The following is a 21512-nucleotide window of genomic DNA, read 5'->3' on the forward strand; positions in this document are numbered from 1 at the left end:
TTTATACAATCAAAATTAATACTAAATGGAGCAACTATGCCAACATCAATGCCAGCAATCCAAGAATCCTTAAGTAATCTTATATCTTCATGGGAAGAATTCAAAACTCTAAACGAAAAAAAATTATCAGATATCAGAAAAAAAAGTTCGACATATCCATCTATATTAGAAAAGCTAGAAAAAACAGAAAGTATGCTTGAAACACAAAATGAGAGATTAGATCAACTGGAAATATCATCACAACGCCCTATTATTTATGACAATAAACACTACAATGAAGATCATAACTACAAAATATTTACTCAATATTTGTGTAAAGGCAATAACATTACAGATCAAAGTACTGTAACACAGCCCTTAGATGAATCATATTTTATACCACATAACATATCATCTTATATAGAAAAAAATCTAACCAAGAACTCAGTAATGCGCCAACTATGTTCTATAGAGAAAATATCAGGTGATAATTTAGATTGCTTCATTACAAACAACAATGAAAAATCTGTAAACTGGAGAACAGACAGTAATGTAGAAGATACAGAATCACCAAAGATTGATAAAATTATCATTACTTTACACGAATTATATGCTCAACCAAAAATTACAAAAAAATTATTGGAAGATTCTACTATAGATGTAGCTAGTTGGTTGATTAATCACCTAGTTGATGATTTTAGCAGAGCAGAAAACACCGCTTTTATATCTGGCGATGGAAACAATAAACCATATGGGATATTAACATATGCTTCAGATACAGAAAATAACCTAATAACATCCCCAACATTAAGCAGTGATATAATTATCAAACTTTATTATTCACTTGATGAATATTTTTCCAGAAAAGCAGCATTTATAATGCACAGGAGTGTACTACAAGAAATTAGATCTTTAAAGTTAGCATCTGGACAATACATCTGGCATCCAGGTCTAACTTCAGGAAGCCCTGATACATTAATGGGACTACCTGTATATCAAACATCTGACATGCCTCAATTAGATAATAAAATACTACCAATTATAGCACTTGCAGACTTTACAAATGCATATAAGATAGTAGAAAATCGTTCCATAAAGACATTAAGAGATCCTTTTACAAGTAAATCCTTTGTTAAATTTTACACAACAAAACGAGTAGGAGGAGCAGTTATTAACAAAAATGCTATAAGATATTTAACAATTGACCCAACAAAAACATAGTGCTTATCTTATAGAAAATATTGTCTCACTATCTTCTTATTAGCATATAAAATATAAAAACATATAATACTTTTAAATTTCTACAATTAACAGTAAAAGCATGTAACATATTACATTCATGCCATAACAGAATACATAATGTAGATTTATATACAACATATCATTTGAATTTAAATATTCACTTCCAAATATATGACATTCAACTGCTAACAATAACCTTTTAGTATTAGGGTTATTATATATGCATAATAATAGTAGTAGTACAACAAAGATTTCCCATAATAATTTATACACATTATAATAACTCTAATACGACACCTTCCCACACATTATGTCACTTATTACAGTAAAACAATACACAACAAAACTGTTCCCTCCACTCGCTACTATATTATCAAAAACAATTTCTATCTATACTTCAATTGACTAACAATAACCCAATATTCTATATTACATAAATGTATATACTGAAACTTAATATATCTATCATACAACTCAAATACTACCACGTACAATACATTGTCATTAATTATAGCCCCCCCGCGCATTACAGATCCCTAATCAATGTAGAACATTATGTATTGTTAGTCAAAAGAGATCCCTTGTATTATGACCCATATTAAGTATGATTTTCATGCAATGTGATTTTTGATATAATTTTATATTTTAACTTAATACATGTAATAAGATATCATTATGTTCTATATTATGCATACTTATATATCCAGCTGCAGTAGCAGCAGAAGCAGGACGAGAAATACATATTGCTTGCTTAGATTTTACATTAATTGTCATTAAAACTTTTTCAATATAATTACGAACAAATACCCACGCTCCCATATTCATTGGCTCTTCTTGACACCAAACTACTTCTGCATTTTGATAATTTTTTAACTCACTTGCTAATTGCTCCTCTGGAAAAGGATAGTACTGCTCTAAACGTATTACTGCTATATCATCTACTTTTCGTTGATCTCGAGCCTCAATGATATCAAAATACACTTTACCACTACATACTACAACTTTACGGATCTTATCACTACTACATAATGAAGATACTTCACCAATCACAGGAACAAAAGATCCAGAAAAATCATATAACTTAGATACTGCCATCTTATGACGTAATAAAGACTTAGGAGTAAACACAACAAGAGGCTTACGAAAATCCCTGCACATTTGTCTACGTAATACATGAAAATAATTTGCAGGAGTTGTACAGTTTACAACTTGCATATTATCTTCTGCACATAATTGTAAATATCTTTCTATTCTCGCTGAACTGTGTTCTGGTCCTTGACCTTCATATCCATGAGGGAGTAATAACACCAATCCACTGCAGCGTAACCATTTAGTTTCTGCAGAAGAAATAAATTGATCAACTATAATCTGTGCACCATTTGCAAAATCACCAAACTGACCTTCCCACAGAACTAAAGTTGATGGAGAATCAGTACTATATCCATACTCAAATCCCATAACTGCATATTCTGATAATGGACTATTAATCACTTCAAAGTTTGCCTGTGGCACCCCTAAATTATTTAAAGGAACATAAGAATTTCCTGTTATTTGATCTATTAACACTGCATGCCTATGCGAAAATGTACCTCTAGCACAATCTTGACCAGATAATCTAACTTTAACATTTTCTGATAATAAAGATGCAAAGGCTAAAGCTTCACCAGTCGCCCAATCAATATCTTTACCAGAAGATACCATATCAAAACGTGTAGACAATATCCTCAATATTTTTTTATTACCATTAAACTCTTTAGGAATATCAATTAAAGCACGAGCTAATTTTAACAAGTTTTGTTCATCTACTCCTGTATCAGATAAATAATCCACAAAATTCCCAGGAACAGGTCTCCTGAAATTTGCCCAATTTCCTTTCAACCAATCAGCTTGATCAGGAACATAACTTTCTGACTGCGCAAATTCTTTATTAAGTATACTATTAAATCTAGCTTGCAAAATTTTGAATTCTTCTTCTGTAATGACATTTTCATTAATTAATTGCTCTTTATAAAGCTTCATAGGAGTCTTATGCTTCATAACACGATCATACATGATAGGTTGAGTAAATAAAGGCTCATCACCTTCATTATGTCCATAACGGCGATAGCATACTATATCAATTACCACATCCTTATTAAACTTTTGCCTATACTCTACAGCTAAATTAATAGCGGTTAATATATCTTCAGGAGAATCACCATTTACATGAAAAACTGGAGCATCTATTAACTTTGTGACATCTGAGCAATAAAAAGAAGATCTAGAATCTTTTGGATTTGTTGTGAAACCTATTTGATTATTGACTATTATATGAATCACACCACGAACTTCATATCCTTCCAAATTACTCAAAGTTAATGTCTCTGCAACAACACCTTGACCAATAACAGAAGCATCTCCATGTACTAACACCCCAAGTATAGAAGATTTATCACATTCTTCCAATACATCCTGCTTTGCTCTAATTTTTCCCATAACAACTGGATCGACAGACTCTAAGTGGGAAGGATTAGGACATAAAGATAAATGTACAGTTTTATCAGGAGATAATTGACGATCAGAAGAATAACCTAAATGATATTTAACATCACCAGAAACATCTACATTTTTTGGATATGCAGTTCCCCCTTTAAATTCATATATCATAGCTTTATATGGCTTCTTCATGATTTTTGTTAATACGCTTAATCTGCCACGATGAGACATACCAATAACTATCTCACGAAAATTAAACACAGTTGATAAGTCAATTATTTTCTCCATAGCAACAACTAGAGAATCTCCACCTTCTATAGAAAATCTTTTGTATCCTGGATATTTAGTATGTAGAAACTGTTCAAAACACTCCACTTCCATCAGGTGGTGTAATATTTTCTTCTTTTCATCATTTGATACACTGCTATAAAAACCCTCAATTTTGTCCTGTAACCACATCCTTTCTTCATGATTCCTAATATGCATAAACTCATAGCCAAGTTTATTACAATAAATAGATTTCAAAGCATTAATTATATCACCTATAGTAGGATTATTTAATCCTAAGACAGAACAAAATGTAGAAGAAGGCTTTATATCATTTAAGTCAATATATTTATTATAATCTAAATCACCAGTTACATGTAATTTTAAAGGATCTAAATCAGCAACAGTATGCCCATAAGACCTAAAAAAATTCAACAATTCTACAACTTTAGCATTATAGCTATCAATGACATTAACACTATTTGACTGATTAACAGCATCAATACTTTCTGAAGAATATAAGTCATTAGAAAAAAAATTACGCCATTCTAGAGAAACAGAATTACTATCCTTTTGATAACGCTTATAAATATCTTCTATAACATCTAGATTATCACCAAATAAACAAGTTACGTTTTTCATGTTTTCACCATTTTTAAATTTTAACAAATTTAAAGCTATTACAAGAGTTCATATCACTTAAACAAAGTACCTATTGATAATTAAAAAAACTATCAACCATATACAGTACTACAAAATACAATTCTGTAGCACTATAAAATTCAACAGTATATTTATTTATTGTATTACAGACATTAATCCTCACATTATTAATTTTAAACTTCCGACTAGACTACAAACATTCTTTCCAATTTACAAATTACTCATAATAGTAGAACTATCATCCCCCTTCATTAGGGTTATAGAACACTATTGTATAATAACAAAACACAATACACCTCTCACTCTGAAATTATGAGATTTTCACTAAAATTTACTCATGACACTTATTATCGCTTAAATACAGAATAATTTAAAGTTAAAAAACCATTAAAATACTAATTGTAACACACTACAATCAGTTATGTTGCAACACTACAAAAATAGTTTAAGCATTTGATATTAAATATAAAGTAATAAATTCGCTCACATCCTAAATTATTAAAATATGCTTGATGGATCAATCTACTTCTGCTATATTTAAAAAGAGTTATTTCCTATTGATCCAATCTTCGCTCACATCCTAAATTATTAAAATATGCTTGATGGATCAATCTACTTCTGCTATATTTAAAAAGAGTTATTTCCTATTGATCCAATCAGTTATTCACATCTTAGAATCATACATTTGTTTATATTTCTTTCTACAGATTGTGGTTTAATGTGCTTGATTTTTTAATATAAAAGCTTTCCTTCTGATCTTTTGTAACTTTCAAGTTATTAAAACAATAACAAATAATATTTGTTTAACACTATTCAATGTTAATCCCATAACAGCACTCTTTCACTACTTTTAAAGACAAAACATATGAGAAACATCAATCCTAAATTAATACAACATTTATCATCTGAAGTTCTTACTATTGCACACTGTTTACAAATTACTTTGCAAAATAAAAAAATAATAGGATTGACCAATTTTGATCAAAACTTAGTTATAGACAACATAACTTATGAAACAACAGCTGAACTAAACATAGATATATTAAGATACAATTCTATTTCTGGTAATAGCACAAAAATAGAAACCATTATAAACAGTAACACAATAAAAGAAGAAGAAGTACTATCTGGGTTATATGATTTTGCTCAAGTAAAAATATTTTTTGTAAATTACACAGATCTCACTCAAGGTAATGTGACATTATTTTATGGGAATATTAATAAAATCACTGTAATCGACGATAAACTCATAGCAGAAGTTAGTAGTATATTTAACACTTTATCGAAAAATGTCGGAGATTTCTTTTCATCTTCATGTCGAGCACAGTTCTGTGATAACAAGTGCAAGCTAAACAAAGAAGCATTTACTAATATACACAGTATTAGTAGAGTAATAAGCAATCAAGAATTTGAGTGTATTAACTTGATTAACATTGATAACTACTACACATATGGATTACTTACATTTATTACAGGACAAAATAATAATTTTACACTGGAAATTAAGTCTCACAATAAGTCGTATATAAAATTTTACAATACTACACCATACAAAATCTCAATCAATGATAGGTTTTCCATAGTTGCTGGTTGTGACAAAAACTTCACTACATGCAGTAACAGATTTAATAACAGTAAAAACTTCCGAGGAGAACCACATATTCCTGAAATACATTTTTAAGCAATAATAAATATTAAACAGATATCATAAAAACAGTGGTGACAATTTACTCATGACAGAAACTTTGAGAAATACATATAAATATACGTACAATCAAATACTTAATACGCTTACACTATCATACAGAACAGTTATACATAACAAAAAATAACTTTAAATCACTTATAGTGTTATACTTCTTAATATTTAATGACTCAATACATAACATTAAGTAAGTACTCACTCTTATATTACAAACAGTCCAAAAAATATCACATACCTAATCAATACTTTCTTTAGTCAATTCTTAACTTTTTATAGGAGTTATACTTATGTCATTAATTATATTATCAACCATTGTTAATAGTGTAAAAGAATCCATAGAAAAATTCCTTTCAGCAGAACTAACCAATATAACAAATCAAAACACACATCACCATTTTTTAGATAACAATATTCAAACTAAACACATACCAAAAATCAATAATTTAAAGATTCAAACATCTATATATGGAAAAATGATTCCCATACTATATGGAACAATGCGCATCGCAGGCAACATAATATGGATAGATAAATTCAAAGTCACTACAGACAAAGATATAGTTATAAAGAACAATCCAAACAGAAAATCTACCAGTCACAGCTCTACAGAGTATACCTACCATACAAGCTTGGCTATAGCAATATGTACAGGATACGTTAAAAAACTCTCAAAAATATGGGCTAACTCACAACTATTAGACTTAAACACATTAACATATAGATTTTATCAAGGTACAGAAGATCAAGAACCCGATCCACTAATACTAAAACTAATGGGGGATATCCCAGCATATCGTGGGCTATCATATATAGTAATAGAGGATTTTTTACTAGCAGATTATAAAATTCCTAACTTTACATTCGAAGTAACAGCACAACCTACCAATTATCACTATCAAGAACACATAACACAAAAAATTAAAAGTGTACATATTATACCAGGATCCGGAGAATTCGCATACGATACGAAAATACAAATGAAAGTTCCCCAACAAAAAATTGGCAAGCAATACATTCCCTATGGAGAAGCACAACAAATTAATAACCACAGCAATCATCAAAAAGCAGATGCTTTAATTTCCCTAGATCAATTACAAGAAACTTTACCAAACATACAGTGGATATCTGTTATTGTAAATTGGTACACAGATAGTTTAAATATCAAAGATTGCCATATTTATCCAGCTGTTGAATTCAAATTTGATGCCACTACAACACCTGACAATTGGTATGTAGCAGGAATGAACAGAGAGACAGCAAGACAAACTTCTAGGTATAACACTACATATAAAGGAACTATTAATGATAAATCTTTAGTTAGATATATTAATGAATTGAAAACACGAGGCTACAAAGTATTACTATATCCTATGCTCCTAGCGGACATTCAAGATACTCCATGGATAGGTAATCTCACTGGAGATATAGAATACATAAGCACATTTTTTAATAGGCAATATAATCCATTTATTAAGCACTATTATAATTTAACTAAAGACATAATAGATGCTTTTGTAATTGGCTCAAGTTTTATTGGTTTAACAAGAATAAAAGACAAATATAACCATTATCCAGCAGTAGATGAATTGACTAAATTAGCAAATTATGTAAAAAATCAAACAGGTAATAACATTATTGTAACATATGCAGCAGATTGGAGAGAATATCATTCTCATAACGGATATTATAATATGGATACACTATGGTCATCACAAGATATTGATGTAATAGGCATAAACGCATATTTCCCACTCACAGATATTCCTCAGCCTATTGATGGATTCACAGAACAAGATATAATCAACGGATGGCATTCAGGAGAAGGATATGATTACCTGTATACTAACCCAGAAATAAAACAAGGCAAAACTCCATATATTGAAAATAAGTATCAATATTCTTGGAAAAATATAGAAAAATGGTGGACACAACACCACATTAATCTAGACAATACTACTACTTCTTGGATCCCAAAATCAAAAAAGATATGGTTTACCCAATATGGATTTCAAAGTATAGATAATTGTACAAGTCAACCTAGTATATCTATAGATTATCAATATAACAAAAATCCGATATTTTCAAAAGGATATGTGGATTTTCGTGCACAAAAAATTGCAATAAATGGCACTATCAAAACATGGGACAATTCTGACATAGTAGAACAAATGTTTCTTTGGGGATGGGATATAAGACCCTACCCTTATTTCCCTCAATTAAACACTACCTGGGAAGATTCAAAAAATTGGCAAATCGGCTATTGGATACAAGAAAAACTATCATTACTTGAAATATCTCATATAATTTACGATTTATTAAAAAGCATAGGGTTACAGAATAATCAAATAAAAATACAAGACCTAAATAATGCAATAGATGGATATATAATTACCGAAAGACAATCTGTAAAATCCATATTAAATGTACTAAAAGACTTATATGACTTTGAAATAGTAGAACAAGATAATAAATTAGATATTATTGAGAAAAATCGACTAGTTCAATACGACATTCCATTGGATGACATTCTATTCAACAATAAAAGCAATACACAAAAAATTACCAAAACGAACTCATCAAATTTAATTAATAGCATCAACTTTATGTATATTAACAAAAATCATGAGTACAACGTAAGTTCACAGCGTATCAAGATACCTTATTCCCAAGACACAACAATACAAACTATTCAAGTTCCAATTGTATTAAACGACAAGCAAGCAAAAACCATAGCTGAAAATATCTTGAATAAAAAATCAAATAATAAATACAATTTCTATCTTACACTACCAATAAAATATGCTTGGCTTAACATTAGCGATATAATTCAAGTACAATATAATAATGCTTTATACAAGATAAAAATTACAGATATTTACCTACAAAATATTTCAATTAGTATAGAAGGAGTAATCTATAACAGTTCATTCAGTACTCAACATTTTACTCCAAACAAAAATTTTAACCATCTTGACAAAGATAACATAGAAGATCCAGTACATATCTTCGATTTACCATGTATTCACAATATAGACAATATACTATATTTTGCGATCACTAGGATCACAACAAATTGGGAAGAAAGCATTCTTTATTCATATGAAGAAGGAGATGAGCACTATAAAGATGTTTTACCCGTAGATACAGAAGCAACTACTGGAATTACTATTAATAGCGTAAATACAGGTCCAATAGCTATACCAGATCAAGCAAGTAAAATAACTATTCTTTTGAAAACAGGACAATTATACTCAACTGAATCTTTATTTATAAATAACAATAGTAATCTAGCATTAGTTGGAAACGAAATAATTCAATTTCAAAATGTTAAAAAAATCAGAGAAAATACATATCAACTAAGCTACCTGCTTAGAGGCAGATTTGGGACAGAAAGATACATTGATCAACATCAAAAAGAAGAATTTTTCACATTATTAGATAATCTTCCTTCCTTAAAAATTAACCAATCACTAATTAATAAATCCTTGATATACAAGGTAATATCGAAAAAATCCGTCTCTTATACTAAACAATTTACATATGTATACTATGCAAATAATTTGAAACCATTACCTGTAACACATGTAAAAGGCAAACGTGATATATACAATAATCTAACAATTACTTGGACAAGAAGAGCACGTATCAACGGAGAATGGAACGATAATACTGATACACCTATAGATGAAGAGTTCGAAAGTTATGATATTGAGATCTTAGACAACCAGGATATAGTAACTCGCACAATTACAGTAAAAGATGATAGTACAACATTTGTATACTCTGCCGAACAACAGAAAATAGATTTCAATGTAATACAAGAAAAAATTAATGTTATAATATATCAAAACTCTAGTGTAATAGGCAGAGGTACAGCTTACAAAACTACTTTATAAATTTCAGTAACCACTATTATATATATAATTCACATTACAACAACTTATACAAATATTATTCGTTTATATAAAAGAAAAATACTTAAAATTTATCAACCCTATAGATATTTATTCTTAAAACTCTACTCGACAATCTCATGATCTAAAACACTTATCATTGCATGAAAATTTTATATGTTTTTGAGTAATAAGATTTCAATACGGCAAAAATATTGAATTTATAAACAAAACAATGTTTCTAACAGCTAAACTATATAATTAAATATGTTTTTTTACTAAATTAAATCCTTATACATACATGCAATCTATAATCAATTGACTGTGATAAATATTCAGTAGTTTAACATAATAAAAATTATTGTGTTAATTCATTAATCATTATATGATTAGCAGAATAAAAGCAGTTATTTATAAGGTTAATGCAAGGTCTATATATCAAGTCATATGGTTGTCAAATGAACGTTTATGACTCTTTAATTATGGAAAACATAATCAAACCTCTTGGATTCACTGTGGTAAATGAACCATCAGAGGCAGACATTGTAATATTAAATACCTGCCACATTAGAGAGAAAGCTTCTGAAAAACTATATTCAGAATTAGGCAGAATAAGAAAAATACAAGAAAATAAAGACTTAACTATAGTAGTTGCTGGATGTGTAGCACAAGCTGAAGGAGAAGAAATATTTGAAAGAGCTCCATTTGTTGATGTAGTGGTAGGTCCTCAGAGTATACATACACTTCCTGAACTTATTGTAAAAGCCCGTCGAATAAAAAAACAAGTTATCAACATTGATTTTCCCGTAATTTCAAAATTTGATGCAATACCTGTAGAAGAGTACACAAAAAATCAAGAAACCTCTGCGTTTATTTCAGTACAGGAAGGGTGTAACAAGTTTTGTACATTTTGCGTAGTTCCATACACACGAGGAGAAGAATACTCAAGGACAGTAGAAGCAATATTTAATGAAGCACTTGCCTTATCGGACTCCGGAATAAAAGAAATAACCCTAATTGGACAAAATGTAAATGCATATCATGGAACGTATAAAGGATGTGAATGGGACTTAGGAAAATTAATTCAGTATCTTGCAAAAATACCAAGCATAGAACGTATAAGATATACAACATCACATCCACGCGATATGCACCAATCCTTATATGAAGCACATGGACTTGAAGAAAAATTAATGCCATTTATTCACTTACCAGTACAATCAGGATCAGATAAAATACTAAAGAAAATGAATAGAAAGCACACTGCTGAAGAGTATATAAATATAATCAATAATCTAAGAAAACAACGGGCTGACATTGCTTTCTCATCTGATTTTATAGTTGGATTTCCAGGGGAAACAGAAGAAGATTTTGAACACACAATACAATTAGTAAAAGAAGTAAAATTTTCACAAGCATATAGTTTTAAATATAGTCCAAGACCAGGAACACCTAGTGCAGAATATGCAAATCAAACACCAGAAGAGGTAAAATCTCAGCGTATTCTCAGGTTACAAGAAATATTACGAGAACAACAGATTGCTTTTAATAGAAACATGATTGGTCAAACTTGTCCTGTATTATTTAGTAATAAGAAAGGAAAATTTGATAATCAAATCATAGGTAAAACTCCATATATGCAATCATGTTACATTAATACAGATAATCCAACCCAATTTCACAATAGCATCTTATCTATTAAAATAATAGATGCACACCAAAATAGCTTAACTGGCATAGTTATCAACTGATACAATATTTTCTCGCTAATATAGCTTTATACGCAAGACAGCTTTCCACATGTATTCACATATTAATAGTCCAGCAGTTTCAAGTGCTAATATAAATCATATTCTGCTACCAATATACGCTTTACATATAAGAAAGCTCCCCAAAGATACACACACAATCAATGCATTCACACATTAGATTTATTATATCCCATAGCTTTCAATTACCAACATGAGTCAATATTCTGATGCCCAATATAGCTCATGCAGTAAAACTTTTTAAAGATACCACAATAGCTTTACAATCGTGTAATCCTATTAAACCACTAATACAGTTTTGTTCATAGTAGAATTTTTTAGAGCCCATTCAACAACTTTACAAACAGTATTAATATATGATAAATCATGAACACATATCTAACATGTTGTAGTTATTAACTGACAAATAGAACATCCCTATCATTAATAGCATTTTATATATAAACTCTATTTAAAAAATTTTTTAGCAAGCAATCTAAAATTTACCTAAAACTAGAATAGCTTTTTATACCTCATACATAAAATCCTACAACACCACCATACTAAATTCTGAATATATTTACTTATTTTAGTACACAACAATACTTCATTAATAATAAAGTCCATACATTTTCAGATAAACAATACCCTCCTAATGGATACACATAGAGTAAATTTACAACTTGATCTATGCCAATACACAAATCAATAACTTTACACACTACATTAATATATAATTTAAGAAAAAATCCTCACCCCCTCCCCCTACAAGACATTATTTCATACAAAAAGTATCACGACAAAAAAACAATAAAACAAATGATAGGAAAATAAGCACCGGCATAAAAAAACTTACGTGTATTACATCATATTTATCCTGATATTCTAGTACAAGCGCTACTAAAAACATAATTACGCCACCTACAATACACATCAATCCATTAATAACTGAACAAACAGTTCCTATTTTTCCTTCATCTATAACATCTGTGCCAATAGAAAAGTTTAACATATGTCCACCAGATGCAAATCCAAATATAAACATATAAACACATAAACAGTATAAATTGCTACCACATAATAACAAACTAAGGCTACTACATTGTAATAAACAGAACCCCATAAGCACATATTTCCTATTTTTTAATATATTAGAAATTATATTGACTAAAGGACAACCTATAGAAAAACCCATCCATATTATAGAATGTATAAGAGTAACATTGTCATCTCTTAAATTCATAGCTATTAATAACTTTTGTCCCCAAAATACAGCTATTGATAAAAATACCCCAAACATAGAGCTACCAACTATTGTAAATAGCCATATCTTCCTTACTCGTATTATTCCAACAATATGTTTAAATACTTGTAATAACAACTTAATGATATTTGTATCACCACTTTTTAAACATACTGACTCTTTATTCCCTAGTAGGAATAATGTTGCAATAAGTACAACAATTTCAATGTATTCTATATACCTAATTATATCTCTCCAAGGTAACCCTGATGAAGTCAAACACGCATAGATATATTCCATAAACAAAGAAGATAAACTATACACTGTTTGAACTAATCCAAACATAATCCCTGATTTTAAAGGAGAAAAAAATTTATAACTAATATAACCTGTCCCTACAAAACCAAAAGATGCTCCCAATGCCAAGAAAATTTGCGATACAAAAAAACAAATAGTATATTCAGCATGGAAAAATAAGAAAGTACCTATAATTGTTAACACAACAGATACTGGTAGTACTTTTTTTTCATTATAACAATCTAGTATTGATCCAGTAAATAGTTGAAAAATTGAAAAACACCACATATGTATTGATGCTGCTAATGCAGTTTGTGCAATACTTAAATTTAAATCTTCACTCACATATGGATTTATCACAGCATAGGCTATTTGAAAATTACTCCCACAAATAAGTACTAATACTCCTATAATCCAATTTAGAATAGGATAAAAACACATTTGTACTATCTACCAACATTATAATAAATTATTAATGAAAACTCCCTAGAGTTGATTAATAATTATCTACATAACCAAAATTTCTAGTATAGCAACTATATAATATATACTAATTCAAATGTATTATAAAATTAGCAAAAATTTATTAATATCTCTAAACTTCTATCAACTTACACAATTTAACAGATAATAAGTTATAAAATTATTTAGACACAATACTAAAGCAATTTATATATATTACAACTTTAAACACTACACATACTATACCAATATACAATTTATTATCAGTCCAAGATACGTAAACTTTAACTTAATTAAAAATATTTATATTCATTGAAATCTATGGCAGAAACTATCCTACAATGAGCTTTACAATCAAACTAATCACTATTAATGCCCATATAATATCTCTACCAATATTTGTCTTTGCCTTACTTAATTCTTGATAATTACTGATTATATCTAAACTTTTATCAACCTTTTTCATAAACAAAGGAATATCATGTACAGTTTGACATAAGTAAGATCTCTTTAATTTTTTAATATATCTATTTTTTTCAATAGCATATTTTTCCATCCATAATTCCGCTATCTTCCACATATTAACTTCAGGACACAATTGCCTACATACACCTTCTACTAATACTGTAGTTTTTTGTAGTAGAAAAAGCTGAGGCTGCAATTTCATATTGAAATCACCAGTAATCTTAAATAACTGAGTCAATAGTGCTGAAATGGATATATTTTCTGTATTCTTACCAACTATAGGTTCACCTATAGCACGACAAGCTGTAACAAAATTACTATATTTTGCATCAACATATCCAGCCCTATAATGGACATCAGCAACATATTGATAATCCCTTTTTAAAAAACCTACAAGTATCTCTGTAACATACATACATGTAGCCTTATCTAATCTTCCAACAATTCCAAAATCTATAATTACAATTCTTCCTTTTGTATCCACCATAAGATTTCCTGGATGCATATCTGCATGAAAGAATCTATCTCTATATACTTGATTACAAAAACAAAATATCAAATTTTTCACTAATACTTCACAATTCTCTGATTTGTAAATACTATATATTGGTACAGCATCTATCCATTCTAATGTTAACACACGTCTTGTAGTTCTAGTCCAATCGACCTCTGGTACATAACACCCTTTATCATCTTGAATATTAGCTCTTAACTCTTCAGCATTTGCTGCTTCAAAACGCAAATCTATTTCCATCTTACATATCTCATGAAATGTTTGTACAAGTTGCAATAATTGAAATCGTTGCAAACTTCGAAAATTCTGTGCTAATCTTGCAAGCCAGAACATTAATTTAATATCCCTTTCAAAAATTTTCTCAATTCGTGGTCTCAAAATTTTCACAGCTCTTATATTTCCATTAATATCTTTGGCTTTATGCACTTGTGCAATAGACGCAGCAGCAACTGGATTCTGTTCAAATTCACAAAATATTTCACTTATCTTGCATTTAAAATCTTCTTCTATAATTCTTACAACATCCATATAAGAAAAAGCTGGTAGCTTATCACATAAACATAGTAAATGATTTGCAATCTCTTCTCCAATAATATCAGCCCTAGAAGATATAGATTGACCAAATTTAATAAAAATTGGACCAAGCTTTTGCATAGCCATTGCAACCTTTTCTCCTTGAGATTTTCCTTTAACTGACTTTTTAGCAAAAATACAAGTGTAAGGTAATATGTTATATCTTACTAAAATATTTAATATATTAAATAAAGAAATTATATTAAATAAGATACTAAGCATAAGATGAAAACATTGTTAAGAATTTTTCATTTTTTACAATCTCACTTGGAGATCCTTCACAGTAAATACTCCTATTAATACATATAACACGATAAGAATTAGACATTATAAAATGTAAATCATGAGAGGTCATGATTACACTTAAGTTATACATAGTAATTAATTTGCTAATTAATTTGTAAAAGCTATCTTTCGCATTAATATCCATGCAACTCACTGGTTCATCCAAAATTATTAAATCAGGATTTAACATCAAACATCTTGCAAGTAAAACTAATTGTAACTCTCCATAAGATATCTCTGACATTTGTCGATCTAATATTTTTTCAATATTAATATCTTTTAACACATTACTTAATTTTAATTTTCTTTTCCTTTTTGTATAACTAGAATTTAGAAAATATTCGACTGTCATTGGAATAAGAGAATTAACACTAAAATGTTGAGGTAAATATCCTATGGTAAAATTTTTTGCATATTCTACAAGCCCTACATAATTTTTATATATCCCAACTAAGACACGAATTAATGTTGTTTTACCTCCTCCATTTGGCCCTAAAATTGTAACAATTTCACCAAATTTCACTTGAAAACTAACATCATCTATAACCTTTTTTTTAGAATAAAAAAATGAGAGATTTTCAACATTTATTATATAGTCATTGACACACCTATCATCATATGAAACAATTCCCCTTTTGTTTAATAACTTATGAAACATAAAGTCTTTCTCTTCCTTTTCTACATATTATTGTTACATCCTACTATAGGATATTCTGTACCAAGAATTATAGCAACTATAAACCCAATATATTCATTAGTTAATGCAGTTACTAATGGTATAACAAAACCAGTGCTTTTAATCAACGAACCAGTTTCGATACATGATTATACATTAAAACCATCAGATAAAAGGAAATTAAAAGATAGCAATATCATATTTTATGTAGATGATCACCTTGAAACTTTTATAAATAAACTACAAAATAAAACATTAGTCAAACTTTCAGAGGTTGTAGAATTATTACCATCAAGATATGATTCTAACTTTTCTTATAAAATTCATACAACACAAAATGATCTACACATTTGGTTAAGTCCAGAAAATGCAAAAAATATAGTCAATCAAATAAGAAACGTACTATGTCAAGCAGACCCAGAAAATGCAACAAAGTACACTGACAATGCAAATTTAACATTAGTACAAATCACTAAACAAACAGAAAAAATAAAAAATATGTTGAATTTTGTCAAAACAAAACCTTACATAGTCACACATGATGCATATCAATATTTTGAAAAATACTTTGGATTAAACTTTATAGCAGCTCTTTCTTCAAGTCATGACACAAATATCAGCGTAAAGAGGCTAATGCATATAAAAAAAATTATTAATCAACATAAAATAAAATGTATTTTTTCTGAGTCTTCAAATGATAAGATTAAGAATTTATTTTTAAAATATCAGGTAAAATTCCAAATACTTGATCCCATAGGCAGTAGTTTAACAAAAGACAATGCATATTTTGACATTATGCAGAACATTGCTGATAATTTTCTACATTGTCTATCACAGGAATAGATTTATTTAATATAAATTTTATAGACCATGAAAAATACATTATAAAAATATGTATTCGTAATGTGTAAAGGCAACAGAGGCTCAATCTAATACTTATGCAGATCTTAAATTATTTAAATTCAATCACAAGTACCTTCATACAGAATATACTATAAGGATATAATAATCTTGATCTAACAAGGTATACTTATATTCTACTAGATATGTAATATATAAGACTTGCGTTCTCTTTTTACTATGTAAAGCGCAAGATACAGAATTCTAAAAATTCTCACACTTAAACCTACCTAATCTTTCAGTAACAAATTAAACATAAGCAATATATAAAAAACCTATAAAGTTTTCCTGATAAAAAACTTCGCAGATATTCTTTATTCACATAATCAATATTCAAGATATAATATACCGAGAAGACAAAGCTGCACTTAAAGTTCCTTCATCCAAATAATCTATCTCTCCCCCCATAGGTATACCACAAGCTAATCTAGTTACCTTAATCCCTAATTCCTTAATCATTTGAGTTATATAATGAGTAGTTACCTGACCATCCATGGTGTTGCCTATACCTATAATCACTTCTTTTATATCAAATTTTTTTATTCTCTCTACAATACTATTTAAATTCAATTGATCAGGCCCTATTCCATAAATTGCAGATAAAGTTCCTCCTAATACATGGTATACACCTTGATATATTTTTCCTTTTTCAAATGCCCACAAATCTCCTAACTCTTCCACTATACATAATAATTGACGATCACGCATAACATCAGCACAGATACTACACGGCGCTTTAATATCTATATTAAAACATATGGGACATTCCTTAGTCTGAAATGCTAAATCTTGAATCCCTGATGCTAAAGGTAACATCACTTCTTCTTTGTTGCGCAGTAAATAAAGTACAATTCTTCTAGAAGAAGATGGCCCAAAATTAGGAAGCTTTGCAAACATACTAATTAACTTATTAATATCCATGACACATCCTTAATAATTGATAAGCTAAATAACATGCATATGATATCAGCTAACTTTGTATATTTATAAAGATTCATTTATCTAATAATAAAAAAACTATCACCTACATAGAGTTAAAGGATATAAAATTTACACAACAAACTATATTTAGAAAATATCTAATGTATAACACAAAAAAATTTACAAACCCAGCTAACGATTTGGCTCATCTTCTGTTGACACAAGTTTATTGTCTTTTAATTCTTGTTTCAAATTACGAATACCTTTACCTAAGTCACTCATAACATCTGGTAACTTGCCTGCCCCAAATAGTACTAAAATTATTATTAAAATTAAAAAAATTTGCCATGGACCTAAAGTCATAATGAAACTCCTATAAAATATAAAACTATATCTTAAATAATAAAATTTTATTTAAGTCAAGCAAGATAAATATAGTATCACCAACTTGTGGTAAAACTATGTTAGCAAACCTCATCCAACACAAACAATCATCTACACAGACACAGATCATATTATTAAAAAACTTTATCTGCTTTACTACAGCTTTTATTCCTTTATCTGGATGAGGAATTATTGCCTCAGGCCTTATACAAACTACTACTTCTTCACCATTAGTAAAAGACTGTGCTGGTATTTTCCCTATTGGTAATTCTATATAAGAATCCTTTACTGTACAAACAAAATGATTAATCTCACCAAAAAATTGTGCCAACATATGATCTTTAGGATTATAATATATTTCATAGGGAGTACCATGCTGAACTATATATCCATCACGCATAACATATATTATATCTGCAACTTCCAATGCTTCTTCTGGATCATGAGTAACAAGTAATACCGTAATCTCTCTAGCTTTCAATAATGATAAAACATGCCTTCTAATATTAACTCGCAATGCCGTATCAAGACTAGAAAATGGTTCATCTAATAATATCACTTCTGGTTTTTGAGCAATTGCCCGAGCAATTGTAATTAACTGCTGTTGCCCTCCAGAAAGCATATCAGGATACATATCTTTATATGCTATCATATTAATAGATTGTAATATATCTAATGCAACATTAAACTTCTGTATTTTAGACAAGCTTTTAATAGCAAACATTACATTTTCAATAACAGTTTGATGTGGGAATAGCGAAGGATGTTGAAATATTAAGCCAACATTACGTTCTTCAGTTGGCATACAAAAATTACTATTAACTACAACTTTACCATTTATATATATAGAACCACAATGCAAATTCTCCAATCCAGCAATTAGCTTCAACACTGTAGATTTACCACACCCAGAAGGACCAAGAAGACAAATTACTTCCCCTTGTTTACAACTGATACTAACATTATGTAGTAAAAATTGACCTTTTTTATATTTATAAAAGACATTTTCTAACTGCAAACCTACCATCAATAGACCTTTAACAAGTTTAATGCCATATAAGAAAAATTATGTGACTGTAAACCATGCAAACCAAGCACATACCATAAAATAAACATCAAGTACTTCAGTTAGATATTAACCTTTTTTTATTTTCTATGCAAGTAATACACAGGGTATTATATCTAATCTTTTACTAAAATCCCTTTGGTACTTATAATTAATTAATATCAAGAAATTATGAACTAATAAAATTAATGATTTTATACCATATAAATGTATACTGAATAAGATAGTAAAACTACTTAATTATTTTGCATATAGTTTTAGGAAGCGTCATGTTTAGATTCATATTCATAATTTTACTAACATTGCTTATCAATACAAAATGTTACTCCACAAACGTTTCAAATCCAGTACGTATGAAACTAACTATAGGATCAGTAGACATGAAAACCAAAAAGATTGAAGCAGCTGTTAAAGTAACAATACAGGATGGTTGGCATATTTATTACAAAATACCTGGAGATCTTGGTTTACCAACAGTTTTTCAATGGCAAAAACATATCTTTAAGGACGCACATGTACATTGGCCTAAACCATTACAGCACACAGATATTGTAAGCAACAATACATTTCATAGTAACATCTACAAAGATCTTGTAGTATTTCCCATATCATTGATACTTAAAGACAATCAACACAAAGAATTACAAGTAACTTTGCGCATTAGATATGCAGTATGCAAAGATATATGTATTCCTCAAGAAAAGGTAATTATATTGGACCAACTTTTACAAAATTATCAAAATCAGGAAACTATTCAGTTAATTAATTTCTGGAAAACCAAGTAACCTTGTTAATAATCACAGATCAAATATGCAAATAATATGAAATATACCAAGTTACATCACTAACACACATGGCAATAACTATTAAATCAAACTCAACTCCTATACAGCACAACAAAACACGTGTATATGAAAATTACCCATCTGTAATCTGTAATCCTATAAAATAGGTCTAAATATTACATTGCATGAGACTATTAAGTCTGCTATAAGTTAAAGTATTTGTATACATGAAATTCAGTATGGATACATTATATCATTTTCCACTTTGCCCTTTTTCCAGAAAAGTACGTATCTTTCTTAAAGAAAAAAAGTTTAACTTTCATCAAATAGAGGAAAATCCTTGGAAAAAGCGCGAAGGATTTATAAAGATCAATCCCGTATGTCAGGTCCCTGTATTAATCAGTGGACAGCATGTAATTGCAGATAGTCAAGCAATTTGTGAATATATTGAAGAATTATATGATAGCGTATCTTTACTTGGAAATTCACTACATGTAAGATCAACAGTACGTAAATTAATATATTGGATTGACTATAAATTTTATCATGAAATTACAAGATATATAATAAACGAGAAAATATCAAAATATTATATAAAAAATGCAAGTCCAGATTCCAGATTTATTCAAGCAGCAAGACAAAACTTGCTGCCTCATATCAGATACATAGAACGATTACTTAATACCAATAGTTGGGTTGCATGCAATGAATTTACTCTAGCAGATATAACATTAGCTGCACATATATCAGTGCTAGATTATATGAATATCTTTCCATGGCATTCAACAGCTATATTAAAAGAATGGTATTCTATAATAAAATCAAAACCATCATTTAGTGATATATTAAACGACAAAGTAACGGGTATAATACCTCCTGTACACTATAATAAACTAGATTTCTAAATCATGCTTGTTATATCACCCTTAGTCCAACTTACAAGTTAGGTACATTAGTCGTTATAGGCAT

Annotated in this window: 14 protein-coding genes; 7 read left to right on the forward strand and 7 right to left on the reverse strand. The window is 29.0% G+C overall.

Features of this window, described 5'->3' with window-relative positions:
• The first annotated feature begins 36 nt into the window (after positions 1–36).
• Positions 37–1200 (forward strand): phage major capsid protein, encoded by a 1164-nt coding sequence (locus PVA18_RS03305; protein WP_045804473.1) that lies wholly within the window; start codon positions 37–39, stop codon positions 1198–1200.
• A 666-nt stretch (positions 1201–1866) separates the two neighbouring features.
• On the opposite strand, the gene PVA18_RS03310 is transcribed toward PVA18_RS03305, so the two are convergent.
• Positions 1867–4605, reverse strand: a complete 2739-nt coding sequence (locus PVA18_RS03310) for a 2-oxoglutarate dehydrogenase E1 component (RefSeq protein ID WP_045804471.1) — start codon at positions 4603–4605, stop codon at positions 1867–1869.
• Positions 4606–5491: 886 nt separating this feature from the next.
• On the opposite strand from PVA18_RS03310, the gene PVA18_RS03315 reads away from it, so the two are divergent.
• The 3 genes from PVA18_RS03315 to miaB all read left to right on the forward strand — a co-directional run bounded on the left by PVA18_RS03315 (position 5492) and on the right by miaB (position 11975).
• Positions 5492–6307, forward strand: coding sequence for a DUF2163 domain-containing protein (locus PVA18_RS03315; protein ID WP_045804470.1), 816 nt, complete (start codon positions 5492–5494; stop codon positions 6305–6307).
• A 311-nt stretch (positions 6308–6618) separates the two neighbouring features.
• Positions 6619–10227: a glycoside hydrolase/phage tail family protein gene (locus tag PVA18_RS03320; protein ID WP_045804469.1), complete on the forward strand. Its 3609-nt coding sequence runs from the start codon at positions 6619–6621 to the stop codon at positions 10225–10227.
• Between the two features lie 419 nt (positions 10228–10646).
• The gene (gene miaB, locus PVA18_RS03325; RefSeq protein ID WP_045804468.1) at positions 10647–11975 is read left to right on the forward strand and encodes a tRNA (N6-isopentenyl adenosine(37)-C2)-methylthiotransferase MiaB; all 1329 of its coding nucleotides are present in this window, start codon (positions 10647–10649) and stop codon (positions 11973–11975) included.
• 772 nt (positions 11976–12747) lie between these two features.
• On the opposite strand, the gene PVA18_RS03330 is transcribed toward miaB, so the two are convergent.
• From PVA18_RS03330 to PVA18_RS03340, 3 genes are all read right to left on the reverse strand, one after another.
• The gene (locus PVA18_RS03330) at positions 12748–13953 is read right to left on the reverse strand and encodes an MFS transporter (RefSeq protein WP_045804467.1); all 1206 of its coding nucleotides are present in this window, start codon (positions 13951–13953) and stop codon (positions 12748–12750) included.
• 352 nt (positions 13954–14305) lie between these two features.
• The gene (gene ubiB / locus PVA18_RS03335; protein ID WP_045804466.1) at positions 14306–15748 is read right to left on the reverse strand and encodes a 2-polyprenylphenol 6-hydroxylase; all 1443 of its coding nucleotides are present in this window, start codon (positions 15746–15748) and stop codon (positions 14306–14308) included.
• Positions 15741–16469, reverse strand: coding sequence for a metal ABC transporter ATP-binding protein (locus tag PVA18_RS03340; protein ID WP_045804465.1), 729 nt, complete (start codon positions 16467–16469; stop codon positions 15741–15743). The genes ubiB and PVA18_RS03340 overlap by 8 nt, the downstream gene beginning before the upstream one ends.
• On the opposite strand from PVA18_RS03340, the gene PVA18_RS03345 reads away from it, so the two are divergent.
• Positions 16461–17330, forward strand: a complete 870-nt coding sequence (locus PVA18_RS03345) for a zinc ABC transporter substrate-binding protein (RefSeq protein ID WP_045804464.1) — start codon at positions 16461–16463, stop codon at positions 17328–17330. The genes PVA18_RS03340 and PVA18_RS03345 overlap by 9 nt on opposite strands.
• 390 nt (positions 17331–17720) lie before the next feature.
• Here PVA18_RS03345 and recR read toward each other — a convergent pair whose 3' ends face one another.
• From recR to PVA18_RS03360, 3 genes are all read right to left on the reverse strand, one after another.
• Positions 17721–18308 carry a recombination mediator RecR gene (gene recR / locus PVA18_RS03350; protein ID WP_024071878.1) on the reverse strand — a complete coding sequence of 196 codons (588 nt, stop codon included), beginning with the start codon at positions 18306–18308 and terminating at the stop codon, positions 17721–17723.
• 192 nt (positions 18309–18500) lie between these two features.
• Positions 18501–18671, reverse strand: coding sequence for a twin-arginine translocase TatA (gene tatA, locus PVA18_RS03355; protein ID WP_045804463.1), 171 nt, complete (start codon positions 18669–18671; stop codon positions 18501–18503).
• A gap of 25 nt (positions 18672–18696) precedes the next feature.
• Complete coding sequence (locus PVA18_RS03360; protein ID WP_045804462.1) at positions 18697–19719, reverse strand: ABC transporter ATP-binding protein; 1023 nt, start codon at positions 19717–19719, stop codon at positions 18697–18699.
• Positions 19720–20138: 419 nt separating this feature from the next.
• Here PVA18_RS03360 and PVA18_RS03365 point away from each other — a divergent pair, with 419 nt between their 5' ends.
• Both PVA18_RS03365 and PVA18_RS03370 read left to right on the forward strand, forming a co-directional pair.
• Positions 20139–20543: a protein-disulfide reductase DsbD domain-containing protein gene (locus PVA18_RS03365; protein ID WP_231568483.1), complete on the forward strand. Its 405-nt coding sequence runs from the start codon at positions 20139–20141 to the stop codon at positions 20541–20543.
• A gap of 227 nt (positions 20544–20770) precedes the next feature.
• Entirely contained in the window at positions 20771–21448 is a 678-nt protein-coding gene (locus tag PVA18_RS03370) for a glutathione S-transferase family protein (protein ID WP_082058902.1), read from the forward strand.
• Positions 21449–21512: the final 64 nt, after the last annotated feature.

It is taken from the genome of Ehrlichia muris subsp. eauclairensis (assembly GCF_051097115.1).
Classification (GTDB): domain Bacteria; phylum Pseudomonadota; class Alphaproteobacteria; order Rickettsiales; family Anaplasmataceae; genus Ehrlichia; species Ehrlichia muris.